This is a genomic window from Streptomyces sp. NPDC042259, assembly GCF_055582085.1.
The window spans coordinates 1-14,685 of the sequence record NZ_JBVJDW010000007.1; the positions used below are offsets into that span (position 1 = coordinate 1).

Sequence of the window (14,685 nt, forward strand, 5' to 3'; positions counted from 1 at the left end):
TTTGGCACGCTGTTGAGTTCTCAAGGAACGGACGCTTCCTTTGTACTCACCCTCTCGGGCTTTCCTCCGGGCGCTTCCCTTCGGTATTTCGTGTTTCCAACCTTACCAGATCCGTTTCCGGCCCTGGCCCCCTGCTGGAGCGGGGTCCCACCGTTTCGCTTTCGCTTTCCGGCGGCTCCGACTCTATCAGATCCTTTTCCGTGCCGTTCCCGGCTCGAATTCGTTTCCGATTCCCCGTCGGCGGGGATTTGTTTCGCGCCTTTCGGCGTGATCACTACTTTACCGGATTCCCCCGGCGGTTCCTAATCGGAACCCGGTCCCGAATTCCGGCATGCCGAAATCGATCCCGTTCAAGGGCCGTGCAGTAGAGATTGCCGCCAGTCAGGCGTGAGTGGTTGCCGCAGAACCGTTACGGCCCCGTGGCAACCCGGAGAACATTACGTATCGGCCCGACCCGTGTCAACCCCGGTCCGGCCGCCTCCCGTAGGGCCTCTCAGTCGAGATCGCTGAGCCGGCCGAGGGCGTCCGGCTGGGCCTGTTCCACGCGGCGGAGCAGTCGGGTCAGCATCTCGCCGAGCCGGCCGCGTTCCTCGCCGGAAAGGTCCTGGAGCAGGTCCTCCTCGAAGACCGTGGCCATCCGCATGGCCTCCAGCCACTTACCGCGTCCCTCTTCCGTGATGCCGACGATGACGCGGACCCGGTTGTTCTCGTCGCGCTCACGGGTGACGAGTCCCTCCGCCACCATCCGGTCGATCCGGTGCGTCATCGCGGCCGGGGTGAGGCCGAGGCGCTTCGCGAGGTCGCCGGGGCCCATGCGGTAGGGGTCGCCGGCGAGCACGAGGGCCTTGAGGACCTCCCACTCGGCGTTGCTGATGCCCAGCTCGGCCGTCTGGCGCCCGTACGCGACGTTCATCCGCCGGTTGAGGCGGCTCAGGGCCGAGACCACCTTTTCCACCTGCGGATCCAGGTCCTGGAACTCGCGCTGGTAGGCGGCGATCTGTTCGTCGAGGCTCGGCTCGGGGGCGCCGGAGGTGTCAGCCATGAGCCGCAGTATGACACGAGGGGTTGCTGTTAAAGCCCTTTGATGTGTACTGTTTAGCTTCGAAGTTTAGAGTTGAAGTCTTGAGGCTTGGACTGTCCGCCTCGGACTCCTCTGCTTCGGCAGTACTTTCCCTTCTCTCGACCTAGGTAGGTGAGTGTGACCACCGCGATGGGCGCCGCGCTGCGTCGGATCCAGCTGGGGAACGCGCTGAGCGCGTTCGGCAACGGCTTCACTGTCCCGTTCCTGTTCATCTATGTGTCTCAGGTGCGGAACCTCGGCGCGAGCACAGCAGGCATCGTGCTCGCGACGTTCGCCGTGGCCGCGCTCGTCGTGCTGCCCTTCGTCGGTCGGGTCATCGACCGGCGCGGTCCGCTGCCCGTGGTCGTCGCCGGTACGGTCTCCGCCGCCGTCGGCTCGATGGGGCTCGGCCTCGCGGACAGTGAGCCGCTCGTCGTCGCCGCTGCCGCGGCGCTCGGTGCGGGCATCGCGGTGGTCCAGCCCGCGCTGGCCACGATGATCGTCTGGTGTTCGACGCCGACCACCCGGTCGCGGGCCTTCGCGACGCAGTTCTTCCTGAATAACCTCGGGCTCGGTGTCGGCGGTCTGCTGGGCGGGCAGCTGGTGGACACGTCGGACCCGTCGAGCTTCGTGCGGCTCTTCGCGATCGAGTCGGTGATGTTCCTGGTGCTGGGTGCCGTGGTGGCGACCGTACGGCTGCCGAAGGCGCCCAAGGTCGAGGACGCCGTGCCGACGGACGAGTCGGCCAAGGGCGGCTGGCGGGCCCTGATCGGGGACCGGGCCATGGTGCAGCTGTGTGTGCTGGGCTTCGTGATGTTCTTCGCTTGCTACGGACAGTTCGAGTCGGGGCTCGCCGCCTTCGCGGTGGAGGTCACCCGGATCTCGCCGGCGATGCTGGGCATCGCCCTCGCGGCGAACACGGCGGCCATCGTGCTCGCGCAGTTCGTCGTGCTCAAGATGGTCGAAGGAAAGCGGCGCAGCCGGGTCATCGCGCTGGTGGGCGTCATCTGGACGGTGGCCTGGATCGCGGCCGGGGTCTCCGGGCTGGTGCCGGGGGCGCACGGGGTCGCGACCGCGCTGCTGATCTCGACGTATGCGCTCTTCGGTATAGGGGAGTCGATGCTGTCGCCGACGATGGCTCCGCTGGTGGCGGACCTGGCGCCGGGGCGGCTGGTCGGTCAGTACAACTCGGCCTTCGCCCTGGTGAAGCAGTTGGCGCTGGCGGTTGGCCCTGCCGTGGGCGGTCTGATGGCCGGTGCGGGGATGTACGTCACCTATATAGCGATGCTGGTCGTGTGCTCGTTGGGGATCAGCATGCTGGCGCTGCGGCTGGGCCGTCGGCTCACCCCGGCGCAGGACAACCCCCTGCGGGGGATCATCGTGGCGCGCTCCAAGGCACCCGAGGGTGCTGTGGCCGGTGAGCCCGGTGAGGGCGCCGCCGTGGCGGAGCGGGTGGCCGTGTCCGCGTAGGGCTCTTCATTCGTACGGCGCCTGTGGCCCCTGGGACTCGACGTCCCGGGGGCCACGGGCGTTTTGTCGTGCCCGCTCGCTCGTCAGCTCGCGGGGAGGGCGAACTCGCACCAGACGGCCTTGCCGCCGCCGGGTGTGCGGCGGGAGCCCCAGGAGGAGGCGATGGTGGCGACGATCGAGATTCCCCGGCCCGCCTCGTCGGCGGGTTCGGCTCGACGGCGGCGTGGGAGGTGATCGTCGCCGTCGGTGACCTCGATGATCAGCCGGCGGTCGGTGCGGCGCATGCGGAGCCGCATCGGGGGTGTGCCGTGCTGGAGGGAATTGGCGACGAGTTCGCTCGCCGCCAGGACGCCCAGGTCGCGCAGCTCGGTGGGGAAACGCCAGCTGGCCAGGACGCCCGAGGCGAAGGCACGCGCGCGTGGGGCGGCCTCGACGCCGCCGAGCAGCTCCAGCGCGGCGTTGTGGAACAGCTCGGCGTCGTGGCCGGTACGGGCGGGGTGCTGGAGGACGAGGACGGCGACGTCGTCGTCGTGGTCGGCGGTCACTCCGAGGGCGCGGATGAGCCGGTCGCACATGACCTGGGGTGAGCCGGTGGCGCCGGAGAAGGCGCGCTCCAGAGCTTCGACGCCGTCGTAGATGTCCTCGTCGCGCCGCTCGACGAGGCCGTCCGTATAGAGCACGGCGCTGGAGCCGGGGCTGAGGGGCACGGTGCCCGAGGTGTGCAGCCAGCCGCCGGTGCCCAGTGGGGGCCCGGTGGGCTCGGCGGCGCGGTGGACGGTGCCGTCGGGGTCGCGGACGAGGATGGGCAGATGCCCGGCGGAGGCGTAGACGAGGCGGCCCTCGTTGGGGTCGTGGACGGCGTAGACGCAGGTGGCGATCTGGCTGGGGTCGATCTCGGTGGCGAGGCCGTCGAGCAGTTGCAGGACCTCGTGGGGCGGCAGATCGAGCCGGGCGTAGGCGCGGACGGCCGTGCGGAGCTGGCCCATGACGGCGGCGGCGCGGACGCCGCGGCCCATGACGTCCCCGATGACGAGGGCGGTGCGGCCCGCGCCGAGGGTGATGACGTCGTACCAGTCGCCGCCGACGGCGGCGTCCTTGCCGCCGGGTTGGTAGGTGGCGGCGACGCGGAGGTCGTCGGGCTGTTCGAGTTCCTGGGGGAGCAGGCTGCGCTGGAGGGTGACGGCGGCCTCGCGCTGCCGGCGTTCGCTGGCGCGCAGCCGCTCGGCGGCTTCGACCTGGTCGGTGACGTCGGCGGCGAAGACGAGAACGCCCGGCTGGGTGGCTTCGGTGCCGTCGGAGCCGTGGGCGGCGTCGCGGGTGCCGATTTCGATCGGGGAACAGGTGAACGTGTAGTAGCCGTGGCGGGGGCGCGGGCCGGGTTCCGGTTCGGTGCCGGTGGGCGTGTCGGCACCGGGGTTGACGGTGCCGTCGGCGGCGACGCGGCGGGACTTGACCGTGCGGGGTTTGCCGCTGCGTAGGACCTGGTCCATGAGGGGGAGCAGGCCGAGTCCGGCAAGCTCGGGGAGGGCCTCGCGGGCGGGTGCGCCCGTGGTGCGGGGGCCGAAGAGGGCCGCGTAGGCGGTGTTCACGTAGGCGACGCGGTGGTCGGGGCCGTGCACGAGGGCGACGAGGGCCGGGACCTGGCCGAGGATGTCGTGGACGGAGAGCCCGTCGAGCGTGGGGACGGGGCTGCCGGGCGGGGGCGCGCCGGCCGGGGTGGTCTCGGCGCGGGCGGCGGGCACGGCGCCGGCGCCGGTCGTGGCGGCCGGGGTCGCCGAGGGCGCGGTGGTGCGGTCGGTGCGCGCTGCGGCTCGGCGCTGCGTTCCGGGGAGCCGGGCGCTCCAGCGGGTGAAGTTCACTGAGGATTACCTCGCGGAGTCGTTCCGGACCAGCTCGGCCGGCTCTGCGGCGTGGTGCGGCTCAGCCGTCGGCGGAGCCGCACGCCCGGCACGGGGCTGCGATTGGCGGTGCGGGGGCCGGCCCCCGAGGTAAGGCAGCAAACGTCCGAATCCTCATGCTTGTCACTCTTCGCAGGTACGAGCCCACCCATGGTCACATGACCAGTGTGGCCGACCGGACTGACATCCGTGCGACGTCGCGCCCGGAGGGGGAGTTCCCGGCTTCGTTCGAGGCGGTGCGGGGCGGCTCAACTCGCCTCCGGATGGCGTCCGGTGCCCGCGGCGAGTTCGAATTCGGCACGGGGGTGTTCCAGCGAGCCGAGCGAGACGATCTCACGTTTGAAGAGGCCCGCGAGGGTCCATTCGGCGAGGACACGCGCCTTGCGGTTGAAGGTGGGCACCCGGCTGAGGTGGTAGGCGCGGTGCATGAACCAGGCGGGGTAGCCCTTGAGCTTCTTGCCGTAGACGTGGGCGACGCCCTTGTGGAGGCCCAGGGAGGCCACGGAGCCGACGTACTTGTGCCGGTATTCCAGGAGCGGTTCGCCGCGCAGGGAGGCGAGCACGTTGCGGGCGAGGACCTTCGCCTGGCGGACGGCGTGCTGGGCGTTGGGCGCGCATTCGGTGCCGGTTTCCTCGGCGGTGAGGTCCGGGACGGCCGCCGCGTCGCCCGCGGCCCAGGCGTGCTCGGCGCCGTCCACCTGGAGGGCGGCGGTGCACTTGAGCCGGCCGCGTTGGTTGAGGGGCAGGTCGGTGGCGGCGAGGATCGGGTGCGGTTTGACGCCGGCGGTCCACACGAGGGTGCGGGTGGGGAAGCGGGAGCCGTCGCTGAGCCGGGCGACGCGGTCCTCGCAGGAGTCGAGGCGGGTGTCGAGGCGTACGTCGATATTGCGGGCGCGTAGCTCGCGGACGGCGTATTTGCCCATCTCCTCGCCGACTTCGGGGAGGATCCGGCCGGTGGCCTCGACCAGGATGAATTTCAGATCGTCGGGATCGAGGTTGTGGTAGTACCGGGCGGCGTAGCGGGCCATGTCCTCCAGCTCGGCGAGCGCTTCCACGCCCGCGTAGCCGCCGCCGACGAAGACGAAGGTCAGGGCGGCGTCGCGGACGGCGGGGTCGCGGGTGGAGGAGGCGATGTCCAGCTGTTCGAGCACGTGGTTGCGCAGGCCGATGGCTTCCTCGACGGTCTTGAAGCCGATGCCGAATTCGGCGAGGCCGGGGACCGGGAGGGTGCGGGAGACGGAGCCCGGGGCGAGGATCAGCTCGTCGTAGTGGACTTCGACGGCTCCGGTGCCCTCCTCGTGGGTCGCGAGCGTCTTGATGGTCGCGGTGCGCTTGGCGTGGTCGATGGCGGTGGCCTCGCCGACGACGACCTGGCACTTGGCCAGGGTGCGGCGCAGGGGCACCACGACGTGCCGTGGCGAGATGGAGCCGGCCGCGGCTTCGGGGAGGAACGGCTGGTAGGTCATGTACGGCTCGGGGTCGAGCACCATGATCGTCGCCTCGCCCCGTTTGAGCTTTCGCTGGAGGCGCAGCGCGGTGTACATCCCTACGTAGCCGCCGCCGACAACCAGAATGCGCGCCGGTTCCTTCACCAAGGCCCCTCCTCGCGTGTGGCCCGGCCCGAGGGTCGTCCGGCCGGGGTGCCGGGTGCCCCCGGCCGAGCACAGCTCCTTCCCATGACGCACTGTCGACGGGCGTTTGTCCACAGGCCCTACCGATTGTGTGACCGGTCGCGGAGCTGATCCTTCCAGCGGGAGTGACGCATTCCGTGGGGAAAGTGCCCAGGTCAGGGGGGATGCGGTGGGGTGCCGCAGTGGTGCAGAATCGACGGGGATGGGGGCCGTACTCCAAATGGGGGTGGCCTGTGCGGAACTACCCCCTTCTTTCTTGACCGGGGCTCAACTATGTTCGTACTCCGTCGGGGTGTCGAGACGTGCCCCGGCAGTCAGGGCGGGGAGTCTCCGGGGGGAGACGTCATAACCGGGGGAAGTCTTATGCACATTCAGAGCTCTCATTGGTCGGCTGCTGTCGCGACGCCGGACGGCAATGGCGGCCGCAACACGCCGTTGCGTGTGGACGCTCAGCGCAATCTCGAACATGTTCTGCGGGCGGCTCGCGAGGTCTTCGGCGAGCTGGGGTACGGGGCGCCGATGGAAGACGTGGCGCGCCGGGCCCGGGTGGGTGTGGGGACGGTCTACCGCCGGTTCCCCAGCAAGGACGTCCTCGTACGGCGGATAGCCGAGGAGGAGACGGCGCGGCTGACCGAGCAGGCGCGGACGGCCTTGGGCCAGGAGGACGAGCCGTGGTCGGCGCTGTCCCGGTTCCTGCGCACGTCGGTGGCCTCGGGCGCCGGGCGGCTGCTGCCGCCGCAGGTGCTGCGGGTCGGCGTCGACGTGGAGGCCGAGGAGCCCGTGGCACGGGTTCCGCAGCAGCGTCAGCCGGGCGCCACCGGGGGGCAGTTGCACGAGCTGCGGCTGGTGGAGCAGCGGCCGGTCGTGGTCGAGGAGCGGGAAGACTCGGGTGCGGCGGCGCTGCTGGAGGTCGTCGGCCGACTGGTCGACCGGGCGCGGGCGGCGGGTGAGCTGCGGGCGGATGTGACGGTCGCGGACGTCCTGCTGGTCATAGCCACGGCGGCTCCTTCGCTGCCGGACGCGGCGCAGCAGGCCGCGGCGTCCTCGCGGCTGCTGGACATCCTGCTGGAGGGACTCCGGTCCCGTCCGGCCGTCGGGTAACTCTCCGGCTCCCGGGCCGACGCCTGTCCGGGTCGGCCCGGGACGGTTACGCCGAGTGCGATGTGATCGCTGAGCGGTGGCGTCGCCGAGCGCCGGACGGGCTGCTGTGGAGTGTCCTCAAGCGCCGGACGGGCTGAGCGCAGCGCCCAAGCCTTCCTCGTTCGAGTGACGGCCAGTGGTCCTGTGTGCGAACCCGCCCCGGACGAGTGGTTGCCGGTCCGGGCGGGGTCGCCGCGGTGAGCCGTGTGCCACGCTGGCCCGATGTTCGGATGTGCCTGCGTGTACGGGAGCCTCCGCTATGGGCGTTGACGAGCGGGATGATCCTCACGGCGACGAGCACGCGTCGGAGCTGGCGACGCGTCAGGTGCCCAGCCAGCGCGGCCCGTCCGCCGCTGCCCAAAGCGTTCCGGGCTCCGCTGCTTCCGTTCCCGACCCTTCTGGACCCGCTGCGCCTGGGCCCGCTGTTCCCGGCCCGGACGCTCCCGCATCGGACGCTCCCGGCCCGGGTGCTTCCGGTCGCGAGGGTCGGTCCGTCGGTCACAGCTCTCGGGGCCGATCCCGTGGCGTCCCGTCGCACCGGGCGCCCTCGCGTGGTGTTCCGGGGCTCGGTGGTGGACGTCGCGGTCCGGCCGGGCGGGGCGACGTCCATCAGGACGGCGATCGACCTGACGCCTCCGCGGACGGCACTTCGGATGCTCCTGCGGGCCATGGCCCCGGGGCAGGCTCCGGTGGCGGCGTCGGGGAGCCCGGTGCGCATGACGGCGACGATGCCGTCCCGCCGTCGGACACCGAGTTGGTGGCGCGCATGCACGCCGGTGACAGCGACGCGTACGAGGAGCTCTACCGTCGGCACGCGGGCGCGATCCGGCGGTACGCCCGCAGTTGCTGCCGTGACGATCACACCGCCGAGGACCTCACCAACGAGGTCTTCACCAGTACGTTGCAGGCGGTCCGGGGCGGCGCGGGTCCGGAGACGGCGGTGCGCGCGTATCTGCTGACGACCGTCCGGCGGGTCGCCGCGGCCTGGGGGAAGACCGCCAAGCGGGAGCAGCTGGTCGAGGACTTCGCGGTCTTCGCCTCGTCGGCGGTCCGGACGTCCGTGGCGGCGGACGACGACACGCTCGACCTGGGCGCGGAGGTACGGGCCATGCGGGAGGCCGATGCGTCCATGGCCGTGCAGGCGTTCCGCAGCCTGCCGGCGCGCTGGCAGACGGTGCTGTGGCACACCACGGTCGAGGAGGAGTCGCCGAGCCAGGTCGCCCCGCTCCTCGGGCTGACCGCGAACGCGACGGCGGTGCTCGCCCACCGGGCGCGCGAGGGCCTGAAGCAGGCCTATCTGCAGGCCCATGTGAGCACGCAGCTGACCTCGGGCGGTGATTGCGCCCGGTACGCCGACCGGCTCGGTGCGTTCGCGCGCGGGGGCCTGCGGCTGCGGGCCGAGCGGGGCCTGCGCAAGCACCTGGAGGACTGCGCGAAGTGCCGTACTGCGGCCTTGGAGGTCGCGGACGTCAACGAAGGGCTGCGCACGCTGCTGCCGGTCGCGGTCATCGGGTGGTTCGCCGCCGGGTACACGGTCAAGGCCGTCGCCGGGCTGGCGGTGGGTGCCGCCGGGGCCGGCACGGCCGCGGGCGCGGGGGTGGCGACAGCCGCGAGCGGGGGTGCGGCGGGTTCCGGCGCGGGCGGTGGCGCGGGGGGCGCGGCCGCGAGCGAGGGGCTGGGCGTTCCCGCGAAGATCGGCATCGCCGCCGGCGCGGTGGCCGCGGCGGGTGCCGTCGTCGCGTACGCCCTGACGGGCAGTGCTCCCGCGCCGCCGGAGAAGCCGCGCGCCAAGGCGTCGGCCGCCCCCGTGGCACCCGCTCCGCAGCCGACACCGACGCCTTCGCCCTCCCCGTCCTCGCCTCCCCCGCCGGATCCGAAGCCGCTGGCCGCCGCACCGAAGCCCGTGGTCCTCCCACCGACGCGCTCGGCCCCGCCGCTCGCGCCGAAACCGAAGCCGAAGCCGAAGTCCCCTTCGCCGGCGCCCAGCCCGCCGCCGCGCCCCTCACCCACGTCTCCGCCACCGTCGGCGCCGAGTCCACCGGTGCCTCTTCCTCCGGCCGTCTACCAGGTCAACCAGCTCACCTACCGCGGTGTCGGTGACGGTTCGAAGCCGGAGGTGCGGCTCCTGGAGAGCGGCTGGCTGTGGCAGCGCTACGGGATGCGGATCGGCGGCACGACGTACCGACACGGGGTGAGCGTGCACGCGGCGTCGTCGGTCACCATCGACCTGAACCGTTCCTGTGCGTCGTACGACGCCATGGTGGGCGTGGACGACATGACGCTCGGCCTCGGCGCCGTCCGGTTCTCGGTCTACGCGGACGGCCTGCGGCTGTGGAGTTCGGGGGTGGTGCGGGGCGGGGACGCGGCGGTGCCGGTCCACGCGCCGCTGTCGGGCCACCGGACCATCCGGCTGGTCGTCCAGCCGCAGTCCCCCACCGCCCGGGTGGCGGTCGCGGACTGGGCGCAGGCGCGGATCAGCTGCGCCTAGGCCTGTCCGGCGGATCTTGTGGGTGGGCGTTGCGGGGCGTGTCGTCCCGCAACGCACCGCTGCGCGGTGGTGTCCTCAAACGCCGGACGGGCTGCTGTGCTGTGTCCTCAATCGCCGGACGGGCTGGTTCTGGCTGAGGTCAGCGAAAACCAGCCCGTGGGGCGCGGCACGCGCGCTCGACCCCGCGGCCCCGACTCACAGGCTGGGGCGCGGCACCACGCCGCCCGCCACCGCCCGCTGCCGGGGTGCCGCCGATCCCGTCCAGCAGGTGCCGCGGCGCGCGAGCAGCCGGCGTAGCCAGATCTCCGTCGAGACCAGCTCGGCCAGGCCGTCCAGTGGCAGTGCCGCGCCCTCGGCCGCCGCGCGCAGTGCGGTCCGTACGGCCCCGGCCTCGATCAGGCCGGCGTCGGCGAGCAGGGGTGCGGTGAAGAGTTCCAGCAGTGGCTCCACCGATGCCCTGAGGCCTGCCCGGGCCGCCGCCGCGTGGGCGGCGTGCGAGGTGGCGCCCCAGCCGGGCGGCAGTTCGCGGATGCCGGAGTCCGCGAGGACCGCGCGCAGGACCGCGGCGCGTGCCCCCGGCCGCACCCGGAGGGCTTCGGGAAGCGCGCGGCAGGCCCGGACGACCTGGTTGTCGAGGAAGGGGGCGTGGAGGCGCTGGCCACGGATCTCGGCGGCCTGTTCGAGGACGCGGTGGTCGGCGGCGTGTCGGGCGAGTGCGGCGGCGGCGCGGCGTTCGCCGGGGCGTTGCAGCAGTCCTGTCGGCCGGACCGCGGCAGCCTGGAGGCGAACCGATACTTCGGCGAGTGCCTCGCCGGTGAGCCAGCGCGCGGCGGGCCCGGGCCGGCACCAGGTGAGGGCGGCCAGCGAGGCGTCGACGGCGCCGCTCGTGGCCGCCTCGTCGGCCTGGTGCCGCCCGGTGAAGCCGGGGCGCAGCAGCCGTCCGGCGATCTCCTCCAGGCCCTCGCGGTAGGAGGTGCGGGCCAGTCGGCGGGCGGCGCGGTAGACGGTGAAGGGCACGAAGAGGGACTGCGTGCCGGCCCCGCCGGCGCGGGCCAGGGCCGAGACGGGTTTCAGGAGGTGGCGCCGCCGCCGGTCCATCAGCAGATCGGCAAGCCGGGCGGGGTGTGCGTCCAGCACCTGGCGGGCGCCGTGGCCGACGAGGTGGTCCGCGCTGCCCGCGGCCAGCCGGTGCCGGTGCCGCTCGGCGGTGACGAGGGCGGGGCCGGGTTCGTCGGTGAGCGGGCCGCTGTGCAGATCGGCGTACGGGAGGGCCTCGGTGCCCGCCGCGACGACGACGTGGCGGAGCCGGGGATCGGCGGCGATGGCGTGGGCGCGGGCGAGTTCGGCCTCGCGCGCGCGGCCGGCTTCGGCGGTGAGGTCGTTGAAGGTGACGGCGAGCAGCCGCTCGCCCGCGTCCGCACCGAGGCCCGGGGGCGTGCCGGGCATGCCGGGCAGCCCGGCGGCGAGCAGGGCGAGCGTCGCGGAGGCGCTGCCGCCGGAGAGGTCGGCGCCGATCCCGGCGGCCGGGGCGCCGCGCGCGGCGCGCCGCTGGGCGGGCCCCATGCCGGGTACGGGGCCGGGGTCGAGGTCCGCGAGGCCGTGCTCGGGGGCGTGACGGGGGGCGGCGAGCCGGGTCCGTACGGCCTCGACGAGGGCGTCCCGTACGCCCTCGACGGCCTGGCCCGCGGCGAGTTGGGGGGCGGCGACGGCGAGCGAGGCCATGGGTTCGTAGCCGGAGATGTCCCGGGCGCCGTCGCGCAGCACCAGCGCGTGGCCGGGCGGTACGCGGCGGACCCCCCGGTAGGGGGTGCTGTCGCCCAGCGCCTCCGGGGAGTCGGGGAGGGCGAGCAGGGCGGCGAGGTGGCCGACGTCGAGCTGGGCTTCGATGAGGTCGGCGAGAGGCAGGGCGGCGGTGGCGTAGGCCGTGCCGCCGGCCCAGGCGGTGTGGAAGACGGGCCGGGCGCCGGCCAGGTCCCCGGCGATGGTGACGCGCCGGCCGACCTGGGCGACGGCGGTGTAGCTGCCGGGCCAGGCGGTGAGGTGTCGCAGGGCGCCGCCTCGGGCGGCGAGCAGACCGACGCGCAGTTCCTCGTCGCTCGCGCCGCAACGGCCCAGGACGGCGAGGCGGGTGGCCGGGTCGTCCCGGATGACGCGTACCTCGTCGGGTCTCCAGTCGCCCACGGCCCACAGGGGGCCGGGGTCGCCCCACAGCAGTTGGGCGCCGACGGGGTGGACCATGGGCGTACCCGGGTCGTCGGGGTGCCCGGAGCGGCTGGGATGATCAAGGCCGGGAGGTCCGGTGCCGACGTACGCGGCGGGGCGCGGACCGGCCCCGGCGGCGGTGCTGCTCCACCCCACCAACCAGCGCATTGCCGCCTCCACAGGCTGTGGACAACCAATCGACAGCAGTCATCATGCACAGTGGGCCACTGGTTGCGACATCGAAACAGGCAACACACCGGTCGCGTTCCATCCCCCAACTCGCCTGATAGCGGGGTGAAGTAGCGCCTCACGCCGCCGCTCATGGCACGCATGCGCCGTTCATGCTGCCATGCGCGACCGGCACTCGCCGGGACCGACGTCACCGAGTTCGCCGACCGGGGTGACGCGGTGGGCGAGAGCGGGTGGCCGGGGGGCGGCCCCGGACGAGGCGAACGGAGACGGGAGCCCTGTCCGGCGCTTCGGCACGCACGCGTGGGCGACCGAACGCCCTTACACGCGCGTGCGGTTGGACGGGCCCCGTACCGCGAGAGCGAAGAGATCCGCGGGCCGACGCGCGGGCGCCATGAGTGGCCACGGGAGCCGTCACGGCCGGGCATACGCTCGAATCAGGCCAAAGTCCGGTCGTCCGCTTCGAGGGGGCGCACTCACGCAGTGCTTCCACCCGTACGTCCCCGAACGTCACAGTCCGGGAGGCGCTGACCGCCTCCCGGACCGTTCCGCCGCCCGCGGGGAATGAGGCGGCGGCTTCCCCCAGCCCACTGGATCCAGGACAGCGGGCCAACCCACGCATGTTCCATGGAAGCGCTTCCGCAATGGCCCGGACCAGAGCGCACGGTAGGCGCACGGCCACACACAACCGGAGCACGTGCCCCTCAATGCACGTACATGCGGACCAGAATCTCGCCATCCGGGACATCGCCCCTTAACGGTCGGGATGCGGGGAACTACGCTGGGTTTACGAATGCCCCGTGCCTATGCCGGGGCGGGCGTCACTGTTGTCGAGGGGTGCGCATGTCCAGGGAGCCACGCGGGCCGAACGAGAAGCTGGGCACCGTCCTCGCCCTCGCAGGGATCAGCAACGCCGGTCTCGCGCGCAGGGTCAACGACCTCGGCGCGCAGCGGGGATTGACGCTTCGCTACGACAAGACGTCGGTCGCCAGGTGGGTTTCCAAGGGCATGGTGCCGCAGGGTGCCGCGCCGCACCTGATCGCCGCCGCGATCGCCGGCAAGCTCGGCCGCCCGGTGCCGCTGCACGAGATCGGGCTCGCGGACGCCGACCCCGCCCCGGAGGTCGGGCTCTCCTTCCCGCGCGATGTCGGCCAGGCGGTGCGCTCGGCCACGGAGCTGTACAGGCTGGATCTCGCCGGTCGGCGGGGCGGAGGGGGTATTTGGCAGAGCCTGGCGGGATCCTTCGCGGTCAGCGCGTACGCCACGCCCGCGTCCCGCTGGCTGATATCCCCCACGGACGCCTCGGTCGCCCGCGAGGCCCCGGCCGGGGAGGCGGGGGCCAAGGACGGCGAGGCGTCCTCGAACGGGTCCGGAAGCACCGGCGCCCCGGGCGGTGGCGGCCATGCCGGCGGCGGTTCGGACGGTGCGCTGCCGCAGCGCGTGGGCCACAGCGACGTGGCCAAGCTGCGGGAGGCGGCGGACGACGCCCGCCGGTGGGACTCCAAGTACGGCGGCGGTGACTGGCGTTCGTCGATGGTGCCCGAGTGCCTGCGGGTGGACGCGGCACCCCTGTTGCTGGGTTCGTACAGCGACGAGGTGGGGCGCGCCCTGTTCGGGGCCACCGCCGAACTGACCCGGCTCGCGGGGTGGATGGCCTTCGACACGGGCCAGCAGGAAGCCGCCCAGCGCTACTACATCCAGGCACTGCGGCTGGCCCGCGCGGCCGCCGACGTACCGCTGGGCGGCTATGTGCTGGCCTCGATGAGCCTCCAGGCCACGTACCGGGGCTTCGCCGACGAGGGCGTGGACCTCGCCCAGGCCGCCCTGGAACGCAACCGTGGCCTGGCGACCGCCCGCACGATGAGCTTCTTCCGTCTCGTCGAGGCGCGCGCACAGGCGAAGGCGGGGGACGCCCAGGCCTGCGCGGCGGCCCTCAAGGCCGCGGAGGGCTGGCTGGAGCGGGCCCGCTCCGGCGACGCGGACCCGCCCTGGCTGGGCTTCCACTCCCAGGAGCGCTTCGCGGCCGACGCCGCCGAGTGCTACCGCGACCTGCGGATGCCCCGGCAGGTGCAGCGCTTCACCGAACAGGCGCTGGCCAGGCCGACCGAGGAATTCGTACGCTCGCACGGGCTGCGGCTGGTGGTCTCGGCGGTCGCGGAACTGGAATCGGGCAATCTGGACGCGGCGTGCGCGGCGGGGACACGGGCGGTGGAGGTCGCGGGCCGGATCTCCTCGGCGCGAACGACCGAGTACGTACGGGACCTGCTCCACCGCCTGGAGCCGTACGGGGACGAGCCACGCGTCGTCGAACTACGCGAACGGGCACGACCGCTGCTGGTGGCACCGGCGTGACGATGGCTCCTGGGCCCGTCCGGCGTGCACCGGGTGCGGCGACGGCTTCCGGGATCGGACGGTCCGAAAACGGCTGAGGCCAGCCGAATCAAGCCCGTCCGGCGTTTGAGGACGCGCCCGCAGGGCGCCTGCCGCCGCAGGCGGCGAGACCGGCCGCTGGCCGAAGATCCGCCGGACAGGCAAGGGCAATCCCGGCAATCCCCATCGGGGAACCCCTCCATCCGCTCGGGTTTCGGCCCGTTGTCAGTGGCGCAG

8 protein-coding genes are annotated in these 14,685 nt (G+C 72.9%); 4 read left to right on the forward strand and 4 right to left on the reverse strand.

Features of this window, described 5'->3' with window-relative positions:
- Nucleotides 1-493: 493 nt before the first annotated feature.
- On the reverse strand, nucleotides 494-1,042 hold the full coding sequence (locus tag ACZ6MA_RS19740; protein ID WP_469435194.1) for a MarR family winged helix-turn-helix transcriptional regulator: 549 nt from the start codon (nucleotides 1,040-1,042) through the stop codon (nucleotides 494-496).
- 156 nt (nucleotides 1,043-1,198) lie between these two features.
- Here ACZ6MA_RS19740 and ACZ6MA_RS19745 point away from each other — a divergent pair, with 156 nt between their 5' ends.
- Complete coding sequence (locus ACZ6MA_RS19745) at nucleotides 1,199-2,530, forward strand: MFS transporter (protein WP_469435195.1); 1,332 nt, start codon at nucleotides 1,199-1,201, stop codon at nucleotides 2,528-2,530.
- Nucleotides 2,531-2,613: 83 nt separating this feature from the next.
- Here ACZ6MA_RS19745 and ACZ6MA_RS19750 read toward each other — a convergent pair whose 3' ends face one another.
- On the reverse strand, nucleotides 2,614-4,389 hold the full coding sequence (locus tag ACZ6MA_RS19750; protein WP_469435196.1) for an ATP-binding SpoIIE family protein phosphatase: 1,776 nt from the start codon (nucleotides 4,387-4,389) through the stop codon (nucleotides 2,614-2,616).
- Nucleotides 4,390-4,676: 287 nt separating this feature from the next.
- Nucleotides 4,677-6,020: an NAD(P)/FAD-dependent oxidoreductase gene (locus ACZ6MA_RS19755; RefSeq protein WP_469435483.1), complete on the reverse strand. Its 1,344-nt coding sequence runs from the start codon at nucleotides 6,018-6,020 to the stop codon at nucleotides 4,677-4,679.
- A 402-nt stretch (nucleotides 6,021-6,422) separates the two neighbouring features.
- Here ACZ6MA_RS19755 and ACZ6MA_RS19760 point away from each other — a divergent pair, with 402 nt between their 5' ends.
- Nucleotides 6,423-7,160 carry a TetR/AcrR family transcriptional regulator gene (locus ACZ6MA_RS19760; protein ID WP_469435197.1) on the forward strand — a complete coding sequence of 246 codons (738 nt, stop codon included), beginning with the start codon at nucleotides 6,423-6,425 and terminating at the stop codon, nucleotides 7,158-7,160.
- 805 nt (nucleotides 7,161-7,965) lie between these two features.
- Nucleotides 7,966-9,687 carry a sigma-70 family RNA polymerase sigma factor gene (locus tag ACZ6MA_RS19765; protein ID WP_469435484.1) on the forward strand — a complete coding sequence of 574 codons (1,722 nt, stop codon included), beginning with the start codon at nucleotides 7,966-7,968 and terminating at the stop codon, nucleotides 9,685-9,687.
- A gap of 195 nt (nucleotides 9,688-9,882) precedes the next feature.
- Here ACZ6MA_RS19765 and ACZ6MA_RS19770 read toward each other — a convergent pair whose 3' ends face one another.
- A complete protein-coding gene (locus tag ACZ6MA_RS19770) occupies nucleotides 9,883-12,057 on the reverse strand; it encodes an asparagine synthase-related protein (protein ID WP_469435198.1) in 2,175 nt (724 codons plus the stop codon).
- Between the two features lie 864 nt (nucleotides 12,058-12,921).
- Here ACZ6MA_RS19770 and ACZ6MA_RS19775 point away from each other — a divergent pair.
- A complete protein-coding gene (locus ACZ6MA_RS19775) occupies nucleotides 12,922-14,430 on the forward strand; it encodes an MFS transporter (RefSeq protein ID WP_469435199.1) in 1,509 nt (502 codons plus the stop codon).
- Nucleotides 14,431-14,685 lie beyond the last annotated feature (255 nt).

Bases quoted from the DNA above. Each gene is read 5' to 3' on its own strand.
- ACZ6MA_RS19740 (WP_469435194.1), bottom strand. From the start codon at position 1,042: ATGGCTGACACCTCCGGCGCCCCCGAGCCGAGCCTCGACGAACAGATC.
- ACZ6MA_RS19760 (WP_469435197.1), top strand. From the start codon at position 6,423: ATGCACATTCAGAGCTCTCATTGGTCGGCTGCTGTCGCGACGCCGGAC.
- ACZ6MA_RS19765 (WP_469435484.1), top strand. From the start codon at position 7,966: ATGCACGCCGGTGACAGCGACGCGTACGAGGAGCTCTACCGTCGGCAC.
- ACZ6MA_RS19770 (WP_469435198.1), bottom strand. From the start codon at position 12,057: ATGCGCTGGTTGGTGGGGTGGAGCAGCACCGCCGCCGGGGCCGGTCCG.
- ACZ6MA_RS19775 (WP_469435199.1), top strand. From the start codon at position 12,922: ATGTCCAGGGAGCCACGCGGGCCGAACGAGAAGCTGGGCACCGTCCTC.